At 49.1% G+C, this 24,340-nt stretch carries 17 protein-coding genes; 6 read left to right on the forward strand and 11 right to left on the reverse strand.

Annotated elements, in window-relative coordinates:
• Window positions 1-110: 110 nt before the first annotated feature.
• The gene (glgA, locus tag AC4IE7_RS14060) at window positions 111-1,565 is read right to left on the reverse strand and encodes a glycogen synthase GlgA (protein WP_490777480.1); all 1,455 of its coding nucleotides are present in this window, start codon (window positions 1,563-1,565) and stop codon (window positions 111-113) included.
• Window positions 1,566-2,034: 469 nt separating this feature from the next.
• Between glgA and pgi the strand changes: the two genes are divergently transcribed.
• Window positions 2,035-3,687, forward strand: a complete 1,653-nt coding sequence (pgi, locus tag AC4IE7_RS14065; protein WP_490777481.1) for a glucose-6-phosphate isomerase — start codon at window positions 2,035-2,037, stop codon at window positions 3,685-3,687.
• A 130-nt stretch (window positions 3,688-3,817) separates the two neighbouring features.
• On the opposite strand, the gene glgB is transcribed toward pgi, so the two are convergent.
• Complete coding sequence (gene glgB / locus AC4IE7_RS14070) at window positions 3,818-5,989, reverse strand: 1,4-alpha-glucan branching protein GlgB (protein ID WP_490777482.1); 2,172 nt, start codon at window positions 5,987-5,989, stop codon at window positions 3,818-3,820.
• Between the two features lie 227 nt (window positions 5,990-6,216).
• On the opposite strand from glgB, the gene glgC reads away from it, so the two are divergent.
• The 5 genes from glgC to AC4IE7_RS14095 all read left to right on the forward strand — a co-directional run bounded on the left by glgC (window position 6,217) and on the right by AC4IE7_RS14095 (window position 16,988).
• A complete protein-coding gene (gene glgC, locus AC4IE7_RS14075; protein ID WP_490777483.1) occupies window positions 6,217-7,482 on the forward strand; it encodes a glucose-1-phosphate adenylyltransferase in 1,266 nt (421 codons plus the stop codon).
• The gene (locus AC4IE7_RS14080; RefSeq protein ID WP_490777484.1) at window positions 7,472-9,187 is read left to right on the forward strand and encodes a glycoside hydrolase family 57 protein; all 1,716 of its coding nucleotides are present in this window, start codon (window positions 7,472-7,474) and stop codon (window positions 9,185-9,187) included. Before glgC ends, AC4IE7_RS14080 begins: the two co-directional genes overlap by 11 nt.
• Before the next feature lie 43 nt (window positions 9,188-9,230).
• On the forward strand, window positions 9,231-10,724 hold the full coding sequence (gene malQ / locus AC4IE7_RS14085; RefSeq protein ID WP_490777485.1) for a 4-alpha-glucanotransferase: 1,494 nt from the start codon (window positions 9,231-9,233) through the stop codon (window positions 10,722-10,724).
• Window positions 10,725-11,623: 899 nt separating this feature from the next.
• Entirely contained in the window at window positions 11,624-15,511 is a 3,888-nt protein-coding gene (gene purL / locus AC4IE7_RS14090; protein WP_490777509.1) for a phosphoribosylformylglycinamidine synthase, read from the forward strand.
• A gap of 238 nt (window positions 15,512-15,749) precedes the next feature.
• Window positions 15,750-16,988: an NAD(P)/FAD-dependent oxidoreductase gene (locus AC4IE7_RS14095; protein WP_490777486.1), complete on the forward strand. Its 1,239-nt coding sequence runs from the start codon at window positions 15,750-15,752 to the stop codon at window positions 16,986-16,988.
• Between the two features lie 60 nt (window positions 16,989-17,048).
• Here AC4IE7_RS14095 and AC4IE7_RS14100 read toward each other — a convergent pair whose 3' ends face one another.
• The 9 genes from AC4IE7_RS14100 to AC4IE7_RS14140 all read right to left on the reverse strand — a co-directional run bounded on the left by AC4IE7_RS14100 (window position 17,049) and on the right by AC4IE7_RS14140 (window position 24,314).
• Window positions 17,049-17,720, reverse strand: coding sequence for a YdcF family protein (locus AC4IE7_RS14100; RefSeq protein WP_490777487.1), 672 nt, complete (start codon window positions 17,718-17,720; stop codon window positions 17,049-17,051).
• Window positions 17,721-17,787: 67 nt separating this feature from the next.
• Window positions 17,788-18,186 carry a hypothetical protein gene (locus AC4IE7_RS14105; RefSeq protein ID WP_490777488.1) on the reverse strand — a complete coding sequence of 133 codons (399 nt, stop codon included), beginning with the start codon at window positions 18,184-18,186 and terminating at the stop codon, window positions 17,788-17,790.
• A gap of 87 nt (window positions 18,187-18,273) precedes the next feature.
• Window positions 18,274-19,020, reverse strand: coding sequence for a glycosyltransferase family 2 protein (locus tag AC4IE7_RS14110; protein WP_490777489.1), 747 nt, complete (start codon window positions 19,018-19,020; stop codon window positions 18,274-18,276).
• Window positions 19,021-19,022: 2 nt separating this feature from the next.
• On the reverse strand, window positions 19,023-19,742 hold the full coding sequence (gene fabG / locus AC4IE7_RS14115) for a 3-oxoacyl-ACP reductase FabG (protein WP_490777490.1): 720 nt from the start codon (window positions 19,740-19,742) through the stop codon (window positions 19,023-19,025).
• Window positions 19,739-20,191: a hotdog family protein gene (locus tag AC4IE7_RS14120; protein ID WP_490777491.1), complete on the reverse strand. Its 453-nt coding sequence runs from the start codon at window positions 20,189-20,191 to the stop codon at window positions 19,739-19,741. The genes fabG and AC4IE7_RS14120 overlap by 4 nt, the downstream gene beginning before the upstream one ends.
• A complete protein-coding gene (locus AC4IE7_RS14125) occupies window positions 20,185-20,973 on the reverse strand; it encodes a beta-ketoacyl synthase chain length factor (RefSeq protein WP_490777492.1) in 789 nt (262 codons plus the stop codon). The genes AC4IE7_RS14120 and AC4IE7_RS14125 overlap by 7 nt, the downstream gene beginning before the upstream one ends.
• Window positions 20,970-22,151, reverse strand: a complete 1,182-nt coding sequence (locus AC4IE7_RS14130; protein ID WP_490777493.1) for a beta-ketoacyl-[acyl-carrier-protein] synthase family protein — start codon at window positions 22,149-22,151, stop codon at window positions 20,970-20,972. Before AC4IE7_RS14130 ends, AC4IE7_RS14125 begins: the two co-directional genes overlap by 4 nt.
• A 163-nt stretch (window positions 22,152-22,314) precedes the next feature.
• Window positions 22,315-23,667, reverse strand: coding sequence for an AMP-binding protein (locus AC4IE7_RS14135; RefSeq protein WP_490777494.1), 1,353 nt, complete (start codon window positions 23,665-23,667; stop codon window positions 22,315-22,317).
• Window positions 23,649-24,314: a COG4648 family protein gene (locus tag AC4IE7_RS14140; protein WP_490777495.1), complete on the reverse strand. Its 666-nt coding sequence runs from the start codon at window positions 24,312-24,314 to the stop codon at window positions 23,649-23,651. The genes AC4IE7_RS14135 and AC4IE7_RS14140 overlap by 19 nt, the downstream gene beginning before the upstream one ends.
• Window positions 24,315-24,340: the final 26 nt, after the last annotated feature.

Here is a 24,340-nt window from a genome sequence, read left to right on the forward strand (position 1 = left end):
CCCACCCTACGCCCTGAATTGAACGGTAGGGTGGGGCCCTGCCCCACCAAAACGGCTTAAGTAAGTGCCATTCGGCCTATAGACCATTTTGCTGGATACTGACGGGGGAGTTAGAGTCCAGGGTCATCTATTGCTGTACGGTAGAGGTCAAGATAGTGTTGCGCACTGGCTTCCCAGCTCAAATCCTGTTCCATCCCGTTCATAGCTAAAATGTCCCAGTCACTGCCTGAGCGGCGATAGAAGTCGATTGCATTCTCAAAGGCCCCCCAAAGGCTGCTAGCGTCAGCATTATCAAATACAAAACCAGTGGCAGTGCCAGTTGCCAGTGTAGTTTGTGTCACGTTGATCACACTGTCGGCCAGTCCTCCAGTGCGCCGTACTATAGGTACTGTACCGTATCTCAGGCTGTACATCTGGTTTAACCCGCAGGGTTCGAAGCGGGATGGCATCAAGAAAGCGTCGCATCCTGCCTCAATACGATGAGAGAGGCCTTCATTGTAGCCAATGGTCACTCCAACACGGCTGTGATAGCGATTGCTGATCTTCTCAAGTGCAGTTTGTAGTCCCTTATCACCTGAGCCCAACATGACCAACTGAGCACCTGAATCCATTATTCCTGGCAATATCTGCAGGATTAGGTCGACGCCCTTCTGATCGACCAGACGACCAATATAGCCAAAGAGTGGAATATGTTCGTCTTCCGGCAGGCCGAACTCACTCTGCAGTGCCAGTTTATTTCTCTGTTTTCTCAGAAAACTGTCGGTTGAATAGGTCGTATCGATGTGGGGGTCGGACTGTGGATCCCATTCGTGGTAATCGATGCCATTGAGAATGCCACTGAAATGACTCTCCCTGTGCTGTAATAATCCCTCCAATCCATAGCCGAATTCTGCAGTTTTAATCTCTTCAGCGTAGGTTGGGCTGACTGTATTAACCCGGTCAGATAGAGCGATGCCCCCTTTGATGAAAGAGAGTTGATCGTGGAACTCAAGTGCGTGATGGGTCCATAGAGAGTCGTCCAGACCCAATCGCAGGAAAGTGGCTTTATCAAATAGACCCTGGTAAGCCAGGTTATGGATTGTAAACAGTGTGGCTGGTCTGTTTGCATGTGGAGTCAGCAGTGGTGCGATCAACCCCGTCTGCCAATCATTGGCATGAACCAGGTCAGGCTTCCAATCGAGTTTGGCATTGTCTAGAGCCACAGCAGCGGCAACGCGACAAAAAAGTGCGAATCGATCAGCATTGTCAGGCCAGCTGTAACCTTCCGGGGTGAGGTATGGATTGCCCTGACGATTAAACCAGTGGGGGGCGTCGACAATATAGATTGGAACCTGATGCAAGCCACAACGACCATAAAGCAGGCTGGCCTGGTCATCTCCCAGCTTCAAATCTGCAACCTTATTAATACCATCCGCTTTTTCAATTACCTCTGGATAGCCGGGTACAATCAGGCGACAGTCCATGCCAATATGGTTAAGTGCCGCAGGCAGGCTGCCGGCTACATCTGCCAGACCACCAGTCTTGATCAGAGGTACCACTTCGCTGCTGGCATAGAGGATTTTCATTATTCTTCGCTATCCAAAAATATTACTGCTTAAAAGTGCAATGTAATCACTTTTTCAATTCATTTCGCAACCATATTATCTCCTTGGCAGCCGAATAAGGCCAAATTTAGGTCGGCACGCTTCGGCTGAGAGTAAACTATTTGGTCGCCTGGTTATTACGATGCCATGTATTGGGTATTCATTACCAACACAGATTTTATCTGTTGGTAAGGGAGCCTTAAAATTAAAGTGTCATGATGGGAAGGGTTGAGTGATGAAACCAGAGTATTTACCCGAGATTAATCAGTTATCAGCTTCAACAGTATATCCAGTTGTCATTCCGGGTTAGTATGCGGAACTAAGCCAGCAAAGTGAGCCGTCGTTGGTGATTTTGCCGGCTCTTCCTTGATCTGTAGCGAGTATATTCTTACTATCCCGCAAATTCAGTGAGTATCATCGACCCCAATAAGACGATAAGAAAATAACGAACATGATAGAGATAGATCAAACGGACGAGTGGCAGGCTCTGCAAGCGCACTGGAAGGAGATGGAAGCAGTTCAGATGCGCGACCAGTTTCAACAGACACCTGAGCGCTCTGAGCAGATGTCGATCAGACAGTGCGGAATCCTGCTCGATTATTCCAAGAACCGGATTACTAAGCAGACCATGAACCTGTTGCTGGGACTGGCCAATTCGGTGGATCTGGATGGTTGGCGCAGACGTATGTTTTCTGGTGAGCGGATCAACATCACAGAAGACAGAGCAGTACTTCATGTCGCACTCAGAAATCGTAGTAACCATCCAATCTGGTTCGATGCCGAAGATGTGATGCCCAGCGTAAACGCCATACTGGAGAAGATGGCAGGTTTTACTGAATCAGTGCGTTCCGGTTCCTGGAAAGGATACACAGGTCAAGCCATAACCGATGTGGTGAATATTGGCATTGGTGGCTCGAATCTCGGGCCCTTAATGGTATGTGAGGCATTGAAGTCGTATCAAAGCCCCGACTTACGGGTTCATTTTGTCTCGAATGTCGATGCCAGCCACATTCTCGATACCCTCAAAACGTTGAATCCAGAGACGACGCTGTTTGTTGTTGCATCCAAGACATTTACCACCCAAGAGACCTTGACCAATGCGCTGACTGCCAAGCAGTGGTTACTCGACAGGGTCAAGGATCCGGTTGCTGTAGCACGCCATTTCGTTGCTGTCTCAACCAATGCTGAAGCGGTTTCTGAATTTGGTATAGATACAGAAAATATGTTCGAGTTCTGGGATTGGGTTGGGGGTAGATATTCCCTCTGGTCAGCAATTGGACTACCCATTGCCCTGGCGATTGGAATGAAGCAATTCTATGAGCTTTTAGAGGGTGCACATGAGATGGATCAGCACTTTCTGCATGCTGATCTCTCCCAAAACATGCCGGTTATCATGGCCCTGTTAGGGGTTTGGTATGTCAACTTCGCTGACTTTCGCAGCCAAGCGATACTACCCTATGATCAATTTCTGAGATATCTACCTGATTATCTTCAACAGGCCGATATGGAGAGCAATGGTAAGCGGGTTACCCGCCTGGGGAGGCCTGTGGAGTATGCAACAGGGCCTGTCATCTGGGGCGCAGCGGGAACTGATGGGCAACACGCCTTCTACCAGCTTATCCATCAGGGAACTCAGGTTATCCCCTGTGATTTCATTATTCCGGTAAACAGTCAAAATGAATCAAGTGACCATCACCAAAAGCTGTTTGCCAACTGTCTCGCCCAGACTGAAGCCCTGATGAAGGGGAAGACCCGAGCTGAGGCTCGGCAGGAATTGGAACAGGCCGGTATGGAGGCTGAGAAGATTGTCGACCTGCTGCCGCATAAGATATTTCCTGGGAATCGCCCCAGTAATACTCTGTTGATCGACAAGATTACACCCTCACGTTTGGGATCTTTAATCGCGCTTTATGAGCATAAGATTTTTGTTCAGGGCATGATCTGGCACGTCAACTCTTTCGACCAATGGGGCGTTGAGCTGGGGAAACAGCTGGCTGGAGTGATTTTGCCCGAGTTAATGGAAGAGCAAAACGAACTGACCCATGACAGCTCAACCAATGGGTTGATCAACTACTTTCATCGCCATCGGCTGAAGAAGCCCTGAGCTTGGTTCTTGGTTTGTACTATTAGTCGCCGGGTTAATAACCAGAACATAGCCTTAACGACACCCAGGGTTAACCGTGTAGATTAGAATGCTGTGTAATCCCCTGATGTTCAAGGGATTACTGTTGCTGTTATGGCATTCGTTTCAAAATAATGGCGCCCAAAGGGGGTAGGGTCAGGGTGATAGATTGATCTCGACCCATCCAGGGAGTATCTCCTGATACCAGTATTGATCCGTTACCCATGTTTGTCCCACCGTAGAATTCCGAGTCAGAATTCATTATCTCTTTGTACTCTCCCGCTTGATTGACACCAATTCGATAATCATCCCTGGGGACTGGTGTGAAGTTGAGCACGACAAGTATTTCATTGCCATCTCGATCTTTACGGATATAACTGAGAATGGATTGAGAACTGTCATGACAATCGATCCATTCGAATCCGGAAAATTCGAACTCAACCTGGTGCAGTGATGGGATCTCTTTGTAGAGCTTGTGAAGGTCAGTCAGTAAAGTACTGATACCTCCGTGCTGAGGGAGTTCCTGCAGATGCCAGTCAAGTGATTCATCATCATTCCATTCACGCCCCTGTGCAAATTCACTACCCATGAAAAGTAGTTTTTTGCCAGGATAGGTAAACATATAGGTATAGAGCAGACGAAGATTGGCAAACCTTTGCCAGTCATCTCCAGGCATCTTGTCAATCATCGACCCCTTACCATGCACTACTTCGTCATGAGAAAAGGGCAACACGAAATTCTCTGTAAATGCGTAGAGTAGACCAAAGGTCAACAAGTCATGGTGGTAATGGCGGTATATCGGGTCCTGTGACATGTAGGAGAGGGTGTCGTGCATCCAGCCCATATTCCACTTCATGCTGAATCCCAATCCTCCCAGCCAAGTGGGTCGGGAGACCTGTGGCCAGGCTGTGGACTCTTCAGCGATCATCATGGTGCCAGGATGGAGATCATGGGTCACACTATTCAGTTCACGAAGGAAATCTACAGCTTCCAGGTTCTCTCTGCCGCCATACTGGTTGGGTAACCAGTCCCCTGGTTCACGAGAGTAGTCCAGGTAGAGCATGGAGGCTACGGCATCGACGCGCAAGCCATCGATATGAAACTCTTCAAGCCAGTAAATAGCGCTTGAAATAAGAAAATTACGAACTTCATTTCGACCAAAATTGAAAATCAATGTGCCCCAGTCACGATGCTCGCCTCTTCTTGGGTCTTCGTGTTCATAGAGTGCTGTGCCGTCAAATTCTGCTAGAGCATGTCGATCTTTTGGGAAGTGGGCCGGCACCCAGTCAAGCAGAACGCCAATTCCGTTTTTGTGCAGATGATCTACGAAATAGCGAAAATCATCCGGTGTGCCAAAGCGACTGGTGGGGGCAAAATAGCCGGTGGTCTGATAACCCCAGGAACCATCAAATGGATGTTCGGTAATTGGGAGCAGCTCAATGTGGGTAAAACCGATAGGTTTTACATGGTCGCATAGTTGATGGGCGAGTTCTCTGTAATTGAGAAAATTACCTTGCCCATCTCTACGCCAGGAGCCAAGGTGAATTTCGTATACAGACATGGGCTGCTGCTGCCAATTGGTTGTGGCTCGTGTTTGAATCCACGTTTCATCCTGCCAGTCATATTGGTCGTCAGAGATGACCACCGCAGCGGTCTCAGGACGTTGCTGGAAGAAATTGCCATAGGGATCTGTGCGCAGTGAAATATGACCCTCTTGGGTACGTACTTCAAATTTGTAGAAGCTGCCTGGCTCGAGTTCTGGGATGAACAACTCCCAAACGCCTGATCCTCCCCTGGATCGCATGCTATGTACGCGACCATCCCACTGGTTGAAATCTCCAACCACAGAGACCCGGGCTGCATTGGGTGCCCATACTGCGAAAAGAACCCCTTCGATATCATTGACTTTATGTGGATGTGAGCCAAATACCCGGTAGATGTGGCGATGCTTCCCTTCTTTAAAGAGGTGCAGGTCAAACTCAGGTAGTTGAGCTTCGAAGCTGTAGGGATCATGGGATTGGTGTGTTTGACCAAATTTATCCTGCCACTCCAGCAGATAGTTCTTTTCAACCTGGTTAGCTGGTAGAGACTCTAAAAAGAAATCTGTACCTTTCACCCGGGATATTTCCTGCTGTGTCCCTGCTAAACGGACCTGTTCAGCATGGGGCAAGAAGAGGCAAATCTGACAAACGCCATCTTTTACATGCTTGCCAAGTACCTCAAAAGGGTCATGATGACGCGCATCGTTAATACGTTTCATGGCTTCAGTGATTGTGTTTGTCATTTTGGTAGTCATCGTTGAGAAAACCTACTTCTTTCAGTACGCCTTGAAGGTAACATGATGTTACCATAGTCCAGGACTTGGCTTGTAAATTACATGATCCAGGTCGAGGTCTTTGCCTGTGATCACTTATTGGGTTGGTCAGGCTCAATCCATTGAGTGCTGGCGAATCTAAACGAACAGTTTTGGCATTAATAAAGTTGGCCAACCCGGCTATGGAGGAACACTCGATGATAGACCAGAGCCAGCGCTTTGTCAGTCGATTGACAAGAAACACTCTTGCGCTGATCTTAGCGGGGGGACGCGGTTCCAGGCTTAAGCACCTGACTAAATGGCGTTCTAAGCCTGCAGTTCCATTCGGCGGCAAATTTCGTATTGTTGATTTCCCACTATCCAATTGTATTAATTCGGGTATAAGACGGGTTGGTGTCTTAACCCAGTACAAGGCACATTCACTGCTGCTTCATATACAGCGAGGGTGGAATTTTCTGCGCGGCGAATTCGGTGAGTTCGTAGAACTACTCCCAGCTCAGCAGCGTATTGAGAGCAGTTGGTATGAGGGTACTGCTGATGCTGTCTATCAGAATCTGGATATTCTGCGTAGCCATAATCCCGATTATGTTCTGATTCTGGCGGGTGACCACATATACAAAATGGATTATGGCACCATGATTGCCGAACATGTTGAATCTGGTGCCGATATGACTGTAGGTTGTTTGACCGTTGACCTGGAGAGCGCCAAGGAGTTCGGTGTGATGACGGTGGACGAAGACAACTGGGTAAGTGAATTCGCTGAAAAACCAGCAGATCCAAAACCAATCCCCGGACACGACAATCTGGCGTTGGCCTCCATGGGTATCTATGTGTTCAACAGGAAGTTTCTCTTCGAACAACTCATCCGGGATGCTGATACACCTCAATCTTCTCACGATTTTGGTAAAGACATCATTCCCAAGGTAATTGAAAAATATCGGGTATATGCTTATCCATTTACAGACTCAAGTAGTGGTAAGCAGGCCTATTGGCGGGATGTCGGTACCATTGACGCCTTCTGGACAGCGAATCTTGAATTGATCGGTGTCACTCCACCACTGAATCTCTATGATCGCAGTTGGCCAATCTGGACCTATCAGGAGCAACTGCCTCCAGCTAAGTTTGTCTTCGATGACGAAGAGCGTCGTGGTATGGCGGTTGACTCGATGGTCTCCGGGGGGTGTGTAATATCCGGGGCTAAGGTGACCAATTCACTACTGTTTTCCAATGTACGGGTTAACTCCTATAGCACAGTGAATGAGACCGTTGTTCTGCCTGATGTCAATATTGGGCGAAATTGTAGAATCAACAAGGCTGTAATCGACCGGGGTTGCGATATTCCAGAAGGCACGATTATCGGAGAAGATCCAGAGTCTGATGTTGAACGATTTTATGTAAGTGAAAAGGGTGTTGTATTGGTGACTCCGGAAATGCTGGGTCAGGTTTTACACCATGTCAGGTAGCAAGAAGCAGGACAATCGCCTGCAAATAGTCTTTTGTTGGCATATGCACCAGCCCTACTACAAAGGGCCAGAGGGTAGTGACTATCTTTTACCCTGGGTATACCTGCACGGATTAAAGGATTATTCCGACATGGCAGCGCATCTTGAACATGTTCCTAATGCCAAGGCTGTGGTGAATTTCGCACCTGTATTACTTGAGCAGATTGACGATTACAGTGAACAGATTCAGGCTTGGTTAACACGGGGGCGTCTGATAAAAGACCCCTTGCTTGCTGCTTTGGCAGGCCCCGGACTTCCAGTTGATGATGAATCTCGCAAAGCACTGGCCAGTGCCTGTTTGAGGGCCAATGAGCAACGTTTAATTGGTCGTTTCAAACATTTCAATGAACTGGCGGATCTGGTTAAGCATACACTGGAAAATGACAAGATGGTTGGCTATCTGAATGACCAGTGCTTGATCGATCTTCTTGTCTGGTACCACTTGGCTTGGGTGGGAGAGTGCCAGCGGGTAAATGATATCCGTGTCAGATCACTGCAGGCAAAAGGGCATGGATACAATAATGACGATCGTCGACGCATGATGGAGTTGATCGGGGAAGTTCTGAAAGGGTTGCCTGGTCGCTATGCTGAACTAGCGAAAAGTGGCAATGTGGAACTTTCTGTGACCCCCTATGCCCATCCGATCATTCCTTTAATGATCGATATGGATGCAGCCAAAGAGGCTTTACCTTCCATACACATGCCCGAACTGGAGCAATACCCTGGAGGTGAGTCACGTGCACGATGGCATGTACGTAAGGGTTTGGAAGTATTTGAAAAACATTTTGGCTTCAGACCAAATGGATGTTGGCCATCTGAGGGTGGTGTAAGTGAGGCGACTGTTAAAATGCTGGAAGAGGAGGGCTTCACCTGGGCTGCAACAGGTCAGCAGGTACTCAGTAACAGTCTGATGGCTGGAGGAGGGGACACGCCCCTGCCCGATAACTGGGTTCACTCCCCATATCATGTGCAGGAAGGGCATCTCAATATGTTCTTTCGTGATGATGGACTATCAGACCTGATCGGTTTTACCTATGGTGAGTGGCATGCCGATGACGCAGTAGGGGATTTTATTAATCACCTGGTAAATATTGCGGATGCCTGTGAAGGTGACGAAGATGCTGTGGTCTCTATCATTATGGATGGTGAAAATGCCTGGGAGTACTATCCCTACAATGGCAGTTATTTCCTTAGTGCAATGTATAAGAGACTTTCTGAGCATCCCCGTTTAAATCTGACCACGTTTTCCGAGGTGTTGGAGCGACAGAAAAAGCTCTCCCCAAGATTATCGAAGGTCGTGGGAGGCAGCTGGGTCTATGGCACCTTTACAACCTGGATAGGCGATCGGGACAAGAACCGTGCCTGGGATATGTTGGGAGAAGCTAAAAAGACCTACGACGCAGTGTTGGAAAGTAAAACTTTTTCTGATGAACAGCTCCAGGAGATCGAAAAACAGCTGGCGATCTGCGAAGGCTCTGACTGGTTTTGGTGGTTTGGGGATTACAATCCTGAATCTACAGTGAGCGATTTTGAGCAGCTATTTCGAAGTCAGCTGTCACATCTTTTTGAGTTGTTGGGTGAGCCCATACCAGACTATCTCACCAAGGTTTTTGCAGTGGGCAATGGCGCACCAGTTCAGGGTGGAGTGATGAAAAAGAATGACTGAATCTTTGCTCAGAATCATGGGGGTATGTCGATGAGAAAATCGTATGAGTGAAGCCGAAGATCCGCAGCTTCAACCTGTTCATCGCTTGCTGACTTCCCGAAGAGCTGGTGTTCTGCTGCACATTACTTCTCTACCGGGACCGGGTCCTGTCGGTGATCTAGGGAGTAGTGCCTACTGTTTTGTCGACTTTCTAGTTGCATCCGGCATGACTGTTTGGCAGATATTGCCGATTGGTCCGACAATGCATGATAACTCGCCCTATCAAAGCAGTTCGGTCTATGCGGGAAATCCCAGATTGATCAGTTTGGAGATGCTTCTGGAACGGGGCTGGTTGAATGAAGCGCCAGGTGAAACGATTAGCGATGAAGACAAATCCGAGGCGATAAAAAAATCCTGCGACAGATTCAATGAGTGTGCCAGTGAGGAGGAGCGTCACGAATATCAACGTTTTATTGCTGAACACAAACATTGGTTAGAAGATTATGCACTCTTCCAGGCATTGAGCCTGGAAGAGAAGGCTTGTTGGTGGGATTGGTACAAACCCCTGAGGGATCGTGAACCTCAAGCGCTTGCTATGGCGAGGGCTCGTTTGAAAGATGCCATCGAGTATGTGCGTTTCGAGCAGTATCTGTTCTATACACAGTGGATGTGTCTCAAACAGTATGCCAATGAGCAAGGTGTGCTGTTATTCGGTGATGTACCGATTTTTGTTGCTCATGACAGTGCAGAGGTATGGGCTAATCGAGAGATTTTCGATCTCATGGAAGACGGACATCCAAGAGTTGTCGCAGGTGTTCCGCCCGACTATTTTTCTGCGACCGGGCAGCGCTGGGGAAATCCGCTCTATTGCTGGGAAAAGATGCAGCTGGATGACTTTAGTTTCTGGGTCGATCGACTCAAGGCCCAAGCTACTCTTTTTGATTTTTTAAGAATCGATCATTTTCGAGGTTTTGAAGCCTATTGGGAGATCCCTGCTGAGGAAGAGACAGCGGAAAATGGACATTGGGTGGAGGCGCCGGGAGATCTTTTTTTTGGTCTGCTTTTCGAGAAGCTACCTCATCTGGAGCTGGTTGCCGAGGATCTAGGCGTTATTACTCCACAGGTTGATGCCTTGCGCACGTCATATGGTATGCCTGGAATGAAAATTCTGCAGTTTGCCTTCTCTGGGGGGGCTGATAACCCTTATCTACCTTTCCACCACACAACAGACTCTGTTGTCTACACCGGCACCCATGATAACGACACGACGTTGGGCTGGTATAAAGCGTTGGACGACGCATCCCGGGAATTTGTTGATGACTACCTGGGTAAACCGAGGGAGGTAATGCCCTGGCCACTCATCAGATCGGCATTGGCTTCACGGGCCAATCTCGCAATCTTACCGTTTCAGGATATTCTGGGACTCGATGGTGAACACCGTATGAACACCCCGGGTACCACAGAGGGGAACTGGGGATGGCGGTTTGAGTGGGATATGATCAAGCCTGAAACCGAGATGCGTTTAAGGCATAGATTGCAAATGTATGGTCGTTTGTGAGCTGAAAGTGATCCGCTGATGGAGTCTCGCTGCTAAAGTGCTATTGGGCCTGGTTTGCGATATGAAGGTGGATAAAAAAAAACCGCTTCGTCATTTCGTCGAAGCGGCTATACCAAAGGAGGATGGAGGAGATAAGCCACCAGAAAAGAAGTGCTTTTCCAGCTGACTTGATCGTATTTCACCATTCCTGCATTTTGCTTTCATTGAGAATAGTCAATATGAGCCAGATAAGATTATCTGTGTGATCTATATCCCAATTCCTCAATGAGTGCTGTAGTTCTCAAAAGATCTCTATTTTTTGATCAAGTGCACAGTTTAAGAGCTTGAACTTATTCTGAACTGGAGTAGGCTAGCGGCTATCAACAGTGATGTTGAACATGGCGTTACGGATTTTTCAGGAAGAGGGACTTAAATCTGCCATTCAAAGGGAATTTGCCTCAGCTATTCTGCATGCAATCCCAATACGAATCACAATCAGTACTCACAGAGTATGGTTTCAGCGTCTGTTCCTGAGCACCATAAGGACTCTCTCTATGAGTTAATCTATTAGTTCACTTATATTCGATTCCCCATCGGAAAGTGCGACTTTTAAAGGACTAACATTGCGGAATTTCATTTCGCTCCTCGAAATATTTCTTGAGTGATGCGATTGATTTTATCCGTTTCTACAGATCTCTATGGAGGAGAACTTTCGGCATATGCCGAATCATGGTAGTCCATTGTTTCGTTTGTGAGGTGATGGACTACCTTTTTTTTGCCTGGAATATAGTCAATCAGGCGACCCTTTCCCTGCTCGAGGGTATTAACAGCATCCTCAAAACAGTCCAATAGAGTCTGTGGGTAAGGGCCTTTTTCGAGTATCATTAGCCACTTCCTGAATTTTAGATAAAGGCATGACGATGTTGATTCTCCGTGGCGCCCCTGCACTTTCCGATTTCCGTCTTCAGAAACTTTCCAACCGCCTCACGGAGCAACTGCAGATATCTGTGGATGTGGCGTCTGAATATCTTCATTTTGCCAATCTGGAACAGACACTCGAGCCAACTGAAGAGCAGGTTCTGCAGACGATACTGCGCTATGGTCCAGCACTGCCGAGTAGAGAGCCCACTGGGACGCTACTGCTGGTGGTTCCACGGCCTGGAACCCTCTCCCCATGGTCATCCAAAGCAACGGATATCGCTCATCACTGCGGATTGGCAAAGGTGCAGAGACTTGAACGTGGGATTGCCTACTATCTCAGTGCCGAGGGGCAGCCGCTGGATGCCGAGCGTGTTGTTAAGGCTGCAGCAGTGCTGCATGATCGTATGACTGAGATTGTGCTCTCTGATGCAGAAGATGCCAGCTGTCTGTTTAGACAGGCGCAACCCGCGCCATACAACCAAGTCGATGTGCTGGATGGTGGGTTGGATGCTTTGGAGAAAGCAAACAGTGACTTGGGCCTGGCACTTTCTGATGACGAAATTGAGTATCTGGTGGATAGCTTTCAATCACTGCAACGCAATCCAAGCGATGTGGAACTTATGATGTTTGCTCAGGCCAATTCCGAGCATTGTCGTCATAAGATTTTCAATGCTGACTGGATTATTGATGGTGAGGAGCAGGCCCACTCTCTTTTTAAGATGATTCGTAATACCACTGAGGTCTCTCCTGAAGATGTGCTCTCTGCTTACAAGGACAATGCAGCGGTCATTCAGGGGCCAGCTGCAGAGCGCTTCGTTCTCGACCCAGAGACGGTGACTTATGGCTATGGCCGGGAAGAGATCAATATTCTGATCAAGGTGGAAACTCATAACCACCCTACTGCGATATCTCCTGACCCAGGTGCAGCAACGGGTTCCGGGGGGGAGATCCGTGATGAAGGCGCGACAGGTAAGGGGTCTAAACCCAAAGCTGGATTATGCGGATTTTCAGTCTCTAACCTGCGTATCCCCAATGGCGAAATGCCCTGGGAGTTTGATTTTGGTAAGCCTGGCCGGATCGTCTCCGCCCTGGATATCATGCTTGAGGGGCCAATTGGTGCCGCCTCATTCAATAATGAGTTCGGGCGTCCGAATCTGTGCGGCTATTTTCGCACCTATGAAGCTGAAGTACCTGGTCCCGATGGTCAGGAGATTCGTGGCTACCACAAGCCAATCATGCTGGCCGGTGGGCTGGGCAACATCCGCCGGGAACATATCGAAAAGAGCACCTTTCCAAAGGGTTCACCGCTGGTTGTGCTGGGTGGTCCGGCAATGTTAATCGGTCTGGGAGGTGGCGCAGCCTCAAGTATGGCCAGTGGTACCTCGGCTGAGGATCTCGATTTTGCCTCGGTACAGCGCTCCAATCCGGAAATGCAGCGTCGATGTCAGGAAGTAATAGATGCCTGCTGGACTCGTGGAGATGGCAATCCAGTGCTCTTTATTCACGATGTGGGTGCAGGTGGGCTGTCAAATGCACTGCCTGAACTGGTACATGATGCAGGACTGGGTGGCCATTTCGAATTGCGGGCTGTACCCAATGACGATCTGGGCATGTCGCCCATGGAGATTTGGTGCAATGAGTCCCAGGAGCGCTATGTAATGGCTGTCGATGCGGCCAAACTGGAGGAGTTTAAAGCGATCTGTGAGCGGGAACGCTGTCCCTATGCGGTTGTGGGAGAAGCGGTGGATGAGCAGCAACTCATATTAGGTGATGCCCATTTTGATAATAACCCCATCGATATACCGATGAATCTGCTATTTGGCAAGCCGCCACGCATGCTCAAAGACGTACGACGAAAGACCTTTAAAAAACAAGAACTCGATTTTACAAATATCGATATCAAAGAGGCTGCACTGAGGGTTCTGAAACTACCCACAGTGGCCAATAAGACCTTTTTGATAACCATAGGTGATCGCTCTATCACCGGTATGGTGGTGCGGGATCAAATGGTTGGTCCCTGGCAGGTGCCTGTGGCTGATGTGGCGGTGACTGCTTCAGGATTGATGGGGCACACCGGTGAAGCCATGGCGCTTGGTGAACGAACCCCGTTGGCCCTGTTGGATGCGCCGGCTTCAGGACGGATGGCGATCGGTGAGGCGATCACCAATATCGCTGCCTCTTCCATCGAAAAGCTCTCGGATATCAAGCTCTCTGCCAACTGGATGGCGCCTGCCGGTCATGCCGGGGAGGATGCAAAACTCTATGATACGGTAAAGGCTGTAGGTCTGGAGCTCTGTCCGACACTGGGTATTGCCATACCCGTTGGCAAAGATTCAATGTCTATGAAAACCGTATGGCAAGAACAGGGTGAAGAGCGTGCTGTGACAGCACCAATCTCCCTGATCATATCTGCATTTGCGCCAGTTTCTGATGTCAGGCGGACTTTAACACCTCAGTTGCGCAGCGACCTGGGGGATTCTGACCTGATTCTCATCGATCTCGGTAAAGGCATGAATCGCTTGGGTGCAACGGCACTCGCCCAGGTCTACTCAGAGATTGGTCACCACGGTGCTGATCTTGATGATCCGGAGGCATTGAAACGCTTTTTCGGCCTGTTGCAGGAGTTGAATCAAAACGATCTATTGCTGGCCTACCATGACCGCTCTGATGGTGGTCTTTTCGCTCTATTGTGTGAAATGGCGTTTGCAGGTCATTGCGGCATTACCATCGACATCGATGATTTAGGAGATGAGGATCTACCGATCCTTTTCAGCGAAGAGCTGGGCGCGGTTATACAGGTTCGTCACAACGATACTGATGATGTTTTGAAGTTGCTCAGTGATGCTGGTCTGGGACGTTGCAGTCATGTGATAGGAACGCTGAATAGCGATGACCAAATTATTTTCAATCGGGCGGGCAGTGCTGTATTGGCAGAGGATCGTAAGGTCTTTCAACAGGCATGGTCTGAAACCAGTCGACAGATGCAGTCTCTACGTGACAACCCGCAATGTGCCGATGAGGAGTATCAGCGGCTTGAGGAGGCAGATCCAGGGGTGCAGGTCAGTCTGAGTTTTGATCCTGATGAGGATGTTACTGCACCGATGATCTCCACAGGCGTCAAACCTGCAATAGCGATTCTCAGAGAGCAGGGGGTCAACGGGCAACTTGAAATGGCGGCAGCATTCCATAGAGCCGGGTTTGAATCTGTTGATGTACATATGTCGGATATCATCGAAGGTCGAACCAGTCTCGATCAGTTTAAAGGTTTGGTGGCTTGTGGTGGCTTCTCCTATGGTGATGTGCTCGGCGCAGGTGAGGGTTGGGCCAAATCAGTGCTTTTCAATCAACGGGCCAGAGAGGCCTTTCACGCCTTCTTCAACCGTACAGACAGCTTTGCGCTGGGAGTCTGTAACGGTTGTCAGATGCTTTCCAATCTACATGATCTGATTCCGGGTAGTGAGCACTGGCCGCACTTTGTGCGTAACCGCTCCGAACAATTTGAAGCAAGATTTGTCACAGTAGAAGTCACCGAGTCACCCTCTATTTTACTGGCTGGTATGCAGGGCTCCCGGTTACCGATTGTGGTGGCCCATGGAGAGGGACGGGCTGAATTCCGTAACCCGGAACAGATGAATCAAGCCCAGGGTTTGATGACTTTGCGCTATCTGGAAAATAGTGGCCAGGTGGCTAGTCGTTATCCGGCAAACCCCAATGGTTCACCGGAGGGAATGACCGGTTTTTGTAACAGCGACGGTCGTGTCACCATCATGATGCCACATCCTGAACGGGTGATTCGAACTGTTCAACACTCCTGGCACCCGGATGGATGGGGAGAGGATGCACCTTGGTTACGCCTGTTCAGAAATGCTCGTGTCTGGGTTGATTGAGGTTTTATGAAGAGTGAAAATAGAGTGCAATATTTTACCGAGGCTATTCTCTACTGGCACTGGTAAGTTGTTCATAAACAAAGTAAAGTAGCACGGCTTGGTGCTTGAGTTCTGAGTGGTATCAGTCAGATTGAACTGTCAGGGATGGCATGATTCGTTCATCAGGATGAAGAAGTATTCCTGGTATGGCCTCAGATTCCAGTAGCCTGGCCCAAGAGTCAACAATCGAAGGAAAATCATGAAGACATATGAAACTGATGTGCTGATTATAGGTGCCGGACCTGCAGGTTCCACGGCTGCTGCCCTGATTCAGAAGGCCGGCTTCGATTGTATGCTGGTTGAAAAGCAGCGTTTTCCCCGTTTCGTGATTGGAGAGAGTTTATTGCCTCGCTGTATGGATCTGTTGGAAGAGGCGGATCTGCTCAGTGCCATTCAGGAGCAAAAATTCATGGTCAAGGATGGTGCAGTCTTTAAACGGGGTGACGAGACCTGCACATTCCAATTCTCTCAGCAATTCACCAAAGGGTGGAAGTATACCTATCAGGTACCTCGTGAGGATTTCGATAAGGTATTGGCTGAAACTGTGGAGGCCCGCGGGGTGCCGATTCTTTGGGGGCACGGTGTCACTGATGTGAAATTTGCAGATGATGGCAGTTCTACATCGATGCTGAAAGATGAGAATGGCGAGGAAGCCACTGTGAGTGCTCGTTTTATTCTGGATGGCAGCGGTTATGGTCGAGTATTGCCTCGTCTGTTGGACCTTGATGAAAGCTCCATGCTCCCTCTTCGTGAGTCCTACTTTACCCATGTGACCGGAGACATTCGTCCCGAAGGTGAAGCAGAAGGGCGGATATGGATCTGCTCCCTTAATGATCCGGACAATGCCTGGATGTGGATAATCCCATTTTCAAACGGAAAGACTTCGGTAGGGGTGGTAGCGAAACCAGATTTTCTTGCTCGTTATCCTGCCGATCCAGATGAAAAATTGCGGGCTATTATCGACGATAATCCAAATACTCAAGCTCGCCTGAAGGATGCGGAGTTTACCTTCTCTGTACGCCGTATAAATGGTTACTCCATATCGGCGAAAAAGTTGTTTGGTGATGGCTTTGCACTGATGGGGAATGCGACTGAATTCCTCGATCCCGTATTCTCCTCTGGGGTGACTCTAGCATTGGAATCATCAAATCGCGCGGCAAAAACCCTGATACGTCAACTGCAGGGTGAGTCACCGGATTGGCAGACAGAGTATGCTGACCACCTGATGATGGGTGTGGATGCTTTCAGAACCTTTGTGACAGCCTGGTATGACAATCGTCTGCCGACTATCTTTTTCAGCGCAGTAAAGCCAGATGAGATGCAGCAGCAGATCTGCTCTGTACTTGCAGGATATGTCTGGGATAGTGACAATCCATGTGTTCGGGATCATGAGCGGACAGTCGATATTGTTGCTCAAGCTTGTGAACAATACGGGTAGCCGCGCCTTTCTGCTTTCTTACCTCATTCCTGGGCATCTCCACGACTGCCCGGAATGGATTCAAGTAATGCGGTTTATCATCCGTTTACTTCGAATCAAATGGGACCAGGTTTTGCCCGTATTAAACCAAAGTACATACCAGCCTTCGATGATCAAGCGAGGGATTAGAATCGGGCTGAACTGAAGAGTCGATTCACTGGCACAGAGTTGATGGGGTAGGCTCAAACTGGAGGCGATGGTAGCGATTCGTGCTAAGTGGTAGCGGTTGCTGATGAGTGCCACAGGATAGGCATCATTCTGAGCGAGCATGGATCTGGCGTGTCGTAGATTTTCCAAGGTATTCTGGGATTCCTGCTCCAGAGTGAGACGATTCTGATCAATTCCCTGTTCGATCAGATAGTCACGACCTGCCTGAGCTTCACTGATATCATCTCCGGGCGCGATACCACCGACCAAAAGTAATTTAGATCCGGGGAGGGCTTGCATGAGGCTGAAAGTTTTTTCCAGTCTTCTTCGGTAATCCTCATCGATCCCCTGTTTTGTCAATCTTTTCCCGAATACCAACAGGCTTTCGCATTGGCACTGGCTCTCTGTAACTTTTGCGATTCGGTAGACATAGGCCAGGCTGATCAATAATGGAATACCTAGACCAAAAAATACCAGCAGAAGGGTGAGGGCAAAAGTCCACAGGCCATCCCAATCGACAGCACCTCGTTCGGGGTCAAACTGCATGGCTTGGTTTTAGGTATTCTATCTGGAAATCTACTCCGCGCCGGTAAAGGCACGGAGTAGAGATAAACTACATGGCAATCAGACGTGATTGAATGGCATTGTCCAGGTTCACGATCCACTTGTTGTACTGCTTGTTGATCTTGGAACCGTCATATTTCAGACCATTACTGCTTTTGTAAACAATACTATAGGTCTTTTTGCTATATGGGATATCGACAGCAGCAGTGGTGCCACGTTTCATAATGGTTGCTACGATATGACCTGGTTTCACCTCCTTCATGCGCCATCCCAGGCCGGCACCAGCAGACATAATAGCTTTCTTGATACTCGTGGAAGAGGTTTTGCCTATGGTATTGACTGGCGACTCTTCAACGTTGTAAACCGCTTCTGTACGACACCCCATCAAGCCCAGGGTAAACGCCAGCACAGCGACGAACAGCAGGTTTCTAAAAGAGACTAATTTCATATCGGGACTCCCTTGCAATAGTAGTTTCTATAAATAAATTCTTTGTACCATATTATTATATCGAGGATTGCATCTCATAGATTGGCACTATGTAGCATGCTTGCGTGGGTCAGCCAAAATGCCGAGACTTCGAAATAGGCCTTGGAGATAAAGTCCTCTACGGATCAATCGCCAGGCAATCATTCGTACGATACGCCAAGTATCTGTCCATGGTTTATAGTGGCTCTGACGCCTTCCTGCGTGATATATCGACTCGACAGGTACAGATACACTATAAAAGCTGTGGCTTGCCGCTTCAATCACAATTTCACTTTCAAAAACAAAGCCTTTTTCTTTTGAGGTATTTATGTGTACCTCCTGAAGCAGAGCCAGAGGATAGAGGCGAAAGCCTGATTGGGAGTCCGTCACGGGATAACCGGAAGCCCAAGAGACCCAGAAGTCTGCGAATTGATTTGCAAAAAGGCGCAATTTGGGGGCGTTGTGGCGCTGTTTGAGGCGAGCAGCAATGATAATGCAGCGAGGATTTTCCTGCGCCGCCTGGATCAGGTTGGGAATCTCGCCAGGGCTGTGCTGTCCATCGCCATCAAGGGTGATAACCGCATCTACTTTCAGTTTCACTGCCTGATCAAATCCACTCTGCAGAGCAGTGGCTTTTCCCTGGTTCTGCTCATGGCGCACAATATGAACATTAAGATCATCCAGCTGCTTATGGGTTTCATCCACTGAGCCATCATCGACAACAATGACATCGTCTGTCTGCTTCAATGCTGCAGAAACCACTTCCCGTATGGTGGCGGATTCATTGTAGACTGGAATAACGACTGCGGTTCGCATCTTTAGGCCATTGCGCCGTTGATTGAGATAATCTGTCCCGAGATATAGGCCGCCTCATCAGAGGCAAGAAAGGCCACCAGGGAGGCTACTTCGTCCGGGGTGCCAGGGCGTTTCATCGGTACTATCTGTTTGATCGTCTCTTTATCGAAAGTTGAGGAGGCCATACTGCCTTCAATAATACCCGGTGCAATTGTATTTGCCGTCACACTGCGTGAGGCAAGTTCCAGTGCGAGAGACTTGACTGCGCCATGCAGACCCGCCTTGGCGGCTGCATAGTTGCTTTGACCTCGGTTGCCCATCACCCCGGCAATGGATGATAGGGCGATAACCCTTCCCCAACGGGTCGACAGCATGGGCAGCATCAGAGGCTGGGCTACGTTATAAAAACCATTCAGGGAGACATCGATGACCCGGTTCCACTGCTCCGGCTGCATTCCGGCTAGCGGGGCATCATCATGAATACCTGCATTGTGAACCAGAATTTGTATTGGTCCTGACTCAAGAATCTTCTCCAGGGCCTTTTCTGCCGCTACTCTCTCCGTGATATCAAAAACAGAGGTTTCAGCGCTGCCTCCGGATTGCCGAATCTCTTCAGCCACGGCTTCAGCTCTATCGGGATTGCTGTTCGCATGCACGATAATGTGGTTTTCAGATGAACTCAGGCGTCGACAGATTGCAGAGCCGATATCACCACTGCCACCTGTGATTAATGCACGTTTCACTGACTCTTCTCCGAATGTACAATCACAGCTGCTCTTCCTTCTGCTACAGGGGTACGCTCTGTTCTGAGGGCGAAATCATATAGCATGTTTCCTGAATCGGCCAGGAGTTGTTTTGCCTCAACGATCAGCGGGCCATCGAGTATATCTAGTCGCTGAGTGTGGAGTTTCACACCACGCAAACTGACAAGATAGCCACCAGGTTGGGTTTCACCGGACTTCCGGGCAAGTAGCCCACCATGCAGCGCCATCGCCTGAGCACCATATTCAGCGGCATGCACTGCCGAGAGCTGGTTGTTGCTTCGAAGAGGATTGCTTTGCATCAAATGGGTTTGGGTTCGACAGTCGATCTCACGCTCACTCCAATCGACAACTTTTTCGATGAGGCGCATCTCTCCGGAGTGGGGGAGTAGGGTATAAAGTTCCTCTCCTTCAATTGGATGAATTAGCATGGTGCTGTTTCCGCATGCAGCTTCAGACCTGGGAGATAGGGCAAAACAATTTTCGATGTTGCTTGTTTCGAAATCATCTCAAGCAATGGAAGACTTCGCGCTGCAGGGGCTGAACTACGCAACCCTTCCATAACTGGCTCTGACATTCGGCTCTCTTCGCCATCCGGAGTCAATTCCAAGTTCAATTTTGAGATTGCGCCACCGCTCTCAGGTGTCAGCAGCAAGGCCACGGCGAATGGCGCACTAATGGGCATGAATGGTTCCAGTAGGGATGGCGGAGGCTGGTCATAGCTGACCATCAGCACACTTCGTCTCTCCATTGCACACTGCACGGCGGCTTCCATCAGGCCAGTGGCAAAACTGCCTTCTAGTCCCCCCAGGCTGGTTGAGCCCTGATGGGATCCAGAGCCGATAGACCAGTAGCCAGCCGGGGCGTTATGTACAGAGTTGTGGAACTGAGTGGGAGATACCGGGCGATCCTCCTGGGACAAGGCAAGGCAGATCTGATCAATGATATCGAGATCACCCTCAGATGAGCTGAATACAGAGAGAACGCCTTCACTATCGGAATAGTCGCGCAATGCCTCTTCTGCAGCCTGGAGTGCAATCTTAATTGTCTTGGTCGTACGGCGACGCTCATTCGGTTTCAGCATGGAGGGCTTTAGAAGAGGTAACTCTCCCCCGGCATAATCTGCCTCACCTCTCAGTAGACGGGTTGCTTCCTGCCAGTCGTTAATACCCTGGGCAACAAGGCCGATATTTTGAACGCCTACGCTGATCATGAAGATACTCCAAAAATCAGGCTGCAGTTATTGCCGCCAAAACCAAAGGAGTTGCTGAGTACATGCCTGAGAGGAGCCTCTGCGCTACTTAAAAGTATGTTTGCCTGTAGCGCTTCATCCTTTTGCTCGGTTTGTAAATTTTGAGGCAGCAAACCCTTTTCCAGACAGAGCAGGGCGAATATCGCCTCAGTGATGCCCGCTGCGCCAAGCGTATGGCCGGTAAAACCCTTGGTTGAGCTGCAACGGGTCTGATCGCCAAAAAGCCTGCAGACCGCTCTATCCTCAGAAGCATCATTACTGCGGGTGGCTGTACCATGAAGATTGATATAGTCGATATCTTCTGCTTTCAGCCCTGCTTGCTGCAGGGCCTGTTGCATGGCATAGAGTGCACCATCTCCCTCAGGGTGCGGTGTTGACATATGGTGTGCGTCAGAGCTTTCGCCATACCCCAGCAGCATCGGGCCGGATGGGGCGTCAGAGGTTTTTTCCAACAGCGCAAAACCGGCAGCCTCACCGATATTGATGCCATTGCGTTGAGCATCCCAGGGTCGGCATGGTTCGGGTGAGACCAGATCGAGCGCATTGAATCCATAGAGTGTGGTCAGGCAGAGTGAATCGACGCCGCCAACGATTGCGGCATCACAGACGCCTGCGGAAATGTAGCGATATGCAGCGGCAAAAACCTTGGCGCTTGATGAACAGGCGGTGGAGATGGTGATAGCCGGTCCATTGATACCCAGATATTGACGGATGAAGAAGCTTGAAGAGGCTATGTTATGGGTACTTTTAGGATTGTAATCGGCTGGTAGGCACTCATTTCTACGTTGCCGATAGGCATCTTCTGTAGCTGCTATGCCTGATGTACTGGTACCCATGAATAGGCCGATGCGGTCTGCGCCATATCGGCCGGTGGCATCATTGACTGCAGCGAGGAAATCATCCTGATGCAGTCCAAGTTGAGCGAGACGATTATTGCGGCAATCAAACTCGGTGGATAGGCCATCCAGGGCCATATCCTCCAGACCCGGGACGCGACCAATCCAGGTCGATAGATCAACGTTATCCAAGTCACATGGCCTCAAGCCGCTATATCCAGCAGCTAGTGCTTCAATAGAAGCCTGTCTACCGCGTCCGAGTGCGTTGGTCAGGGTGTAGTGAGAAATAGTTAAGGGGGTCATATGTTTTCGGGTAGCACTCTGCCTGGGTACCTTGAGTTGAAGCCGGATATTATGCGAGTCGTAGCTGAATATGACAATGTTAAACACTTCCTGTGTTTATGGGTAATTCGGCAGGAATATGATTCCTGTCGAATTTACTTTTTATAGCCTATGTTCCAAGCTGCTATTTTAACCCTTTAATAAACGATATGAGTTGTTCGCGAGGCAGCTTGCCGGTGGAATTACGTGGCAGTGACTCAACGAAATAGAGTGGTCTGGGCAGAAAAGCAGCATCAATGGATTGAGATAGTGTAGTGAGAATATGCTGTTTTGTAAGTGAGGGCGCCACGACCAAGGCAGTCAATCGCTGTTTTTCATTGTTGTGATCTGCAGGTGGAACAAAAACTGCGTCAATAATGCCGGGAATCTCAAGAAGTTTTTGATTCAGATCGCCGATGGAAGCGCGCTTGCCAGCAATTTTCAACATATCATTGTCACGTCCACGCAGAAGAAAACGCTTTTTGCCGAGTATCTCGATGTTATCGTTCAAAGGGACTGGTTGGGGTAGATGTCCCCCCTTGGCAAAGGTCTGATTTTCATCCTCAATCAGACTAATCCCGTCATACAGTTTCCAGATATCCTCTTTCAGGGTACGTCTACTGGCAATCGAGCCTGTCTCTGTAGAGCCGTAGATCTCATAAACCTCTGTTTGAAGTTGTTGCTCGACCTCAGCGGCCAGTTCCCTGGTGAGGGGAGCAGTTGCAGATATGATGAAAGATATTTCTGGCCAGCTGATACCCGCATCCAGGCAGGCTCGCAGGTGCAATGGGGTGGTGATGAGTGCTCTTGGGGCGCTGGTCAATGCCAGGGCTGATGCAATATCTGCTGGGAAGAGTGGGCGTCCGGTATGTACCGCTATTCCTCCCTGCCAGGGAAAAAATATTGAAGTAGCGAGTCCGTACATATGCTGGGCAGGTACTGTTGCAACCAGTGAAGAGACTGAACGGGATAAGAACGGAAAACGCGCCAATGCACTATCCGCCTCGCTTTTCAGTTCACCCCAGCTCTTTGGATTGGCCTTGGGGACACCGGTTGTTCCTGAGGTGAACAGTACTGCAACCTGTTGGCCTGGATCGATTTGTTGAGGCAGAGGCAGTGAGCTATCACTCTCAAGTTGAAGCAGATCGTTAAATAAAAGCTGTTTGGCTTGAATGCTGTTTTGGTACTGATCTGTGAGGCAATAGCTGTCACCCCAATCTTGCAACAGGCTGTTTACTGCACCTGGTGTGTTATTGGAGGGCATCAGGGTAATCTGTTGACGCACGATAGCCGCTGCAAAACTGACAGCAAAGTGGTACCTGTCATCACAAAGATTGATGACCTGTTTCATCTCAGGTAGCTGTGCTGCCAGTTTTGCCACATCCTGAAAGAACTGATCGGCAGAAACTCCTCTCCCATGGTGCCAGGCAGCGATTTGCTGTGGATGATGCACCAACATGCTGCACTGTATTGAGCTGTTTAAAGCAGGCTCCGCCATTCAATTCTCCGAACCAAGCGAACAAAATTCAAAAAACCGGGGTGCTCCAAGTGTGGCAGTTTCACTTCCCGAATACGATATTCTATGAGTAACCCCATGATAACCAAAAGATAGTTTATAAAGTTAGTAAATAGAGACCAGGTTTCTGTCGAGGCATAGTGGGCTAAGAGTGCACTTTCTATGGTCAGAAAAGCGAACATCAGCGACCAGAATAGCGTGACTCGGCGGGTATATTGACGCTCGTAGTCATTCAAGTCACGCTCATCTTTATGCATCAACTCCGCAAAGCGTGTTATCAGTGGTGTCTGTCCGGGTAACAGTGTCATTGTAAATAACGTAAACAGGCTACCATTGATGATTATCGGCGGTAGCTGTAGAAGCTTGACTGTATCTGGCCTGTAAATTAACAGCCAAGCCGCGCCAAAAGCGGCGAATAGAATGATCAGCCATCCGCTAAGACGGCCTTTTAACAGCTCGAGAACACCCCAGACCGCAAGAAGCATAAGCAGAATAAGGCTTGGAGCAAGCAGGCTTTTATTGACAACCCCTGCATGTAAAGCCAGAGGATAGGCGAGTGCCAGCAAAAACAGGCAAATATGGGCCAGTCTGCGTAGTCGGCTGCTTGATTCGGATTGGACTCCGTTCATTTCTATTTTTTAGCTAAGCTCAGGCT

The sequence above is a fragment of the Candidatus Thiodiazotropha sp. AKAK3 genome (assembly GCF_058244645.1).

Bases quoted from the DNA above. Each gene is read 5' to 3' on its own strand.
- malQ (WP_490777485.1), top strand. From the start codon at position 9,231: ATGAGTGAAGCCGAAGATCCGCAGCTTCAACCTGTTCATCGCTTGCTG.
- AC4IE7_RS14110 (WP_490777489.1), bottom strand. From the start codon at position 19,020: ATGCGAACCGCAGTCGTTATTCCAGTCTACAATGAATCCGCCACCATA.
- glgC (WP_490777483.1), top strand. From the start codon at position 6,217: ATGATAGACCAGAGCCAGCGCTTTGTCAGTCGATTGACAAGAAACACT.
- AC4IE7_RS14095 (WP_490777486.1), top strand. From the start codon at position 15,750: ATGAAGACATATGAAACTGATGTGCTGATTATAGGTGCCGGACCTGCA.
- AC4IE7_RS14100 (WP_490777487.1), bottom strand. From the start codon at position 17,720: ATGCAGTTTGACCCCGAACGAGGTGCTGTCGATTGGGATGGCCTGTGG.
- AC4IE7_RS14140 (WP_490777495.1), bottom strand. From the start codon at position 24,314: ATGAACGGAGTCCAATCCGAATCAAGCAGCCGACTACGCAGACTGGCC.
- AC4IE7_RS14135 (WP_490777494.1), bottom strand. From the start codon at position 23,667: ATGGCGGAGCCTGCTTTAAACAGCTCAATACAGTGCAGCATGTTGGTG.
- AC4IE7_RS14080 (WP_490777484.1), top strand. From the start codon at position 7,472: ATGTCAGGTAGCAAGAAGCAGGACAATCGCCTGCAAATAGTCTTTTGT.
- pgi (WP_490777481.1), top strand. From the start codon at position 2,035: ATGATAGAGATAGATCAAACGGACGAGTGGCAGGCTCTGCAAGCGCAC.
- glgA (WP_490777480.1), bottom strand. From the start codon at position 1,565: ATGAAAATCCTCTATGCCAGCAGCGAAGTGGTACCTCTGATCAAGACT.
- AC4IE7_RS14105 (WP_490777488.1), bottom strand. From the start codon at position 18,186: ATGAAATTAGTCTCTTTTAGAAACCTGCTGTTCGTCGCTGTGCTGGCG.
- AC4IE7_RS14120 (WP_490777491.1), bottom strand. From the start codon at position 20,191: ATGCTAATTCATCCAATTGAAGGAGAGGAACTTTATACCCTACTCCCC.
- purL (WP_490777509.1), top strand. From the start codon at position 11,624: ATGTTGATTCTCCGTGGCGCCCCTGCACTTTCCGATTTCCGTCTTCAG.
- AC4IE7_RS14130 (WP_490777493.1), bottom strand. From the start codon at position 22,151: ATGACCCCCTTAACTATTTCTCACTACACCCTGACCAACGCACTCGGA.
- glgB (WP_490777482.1), bottom strand. From the start codon at position 5,989: ATGACAAACACAATCACTGAAGCCATGAAACGTATTAACGATGCGCGT.
- AC4IE7_RS14125 (WP_490777492.1), bottom strand. From the start codon at position 20,973: ATGATCAGCGTAGGCGTTCAAAATATCGGCCTTGTTGCCCAGGGTATT.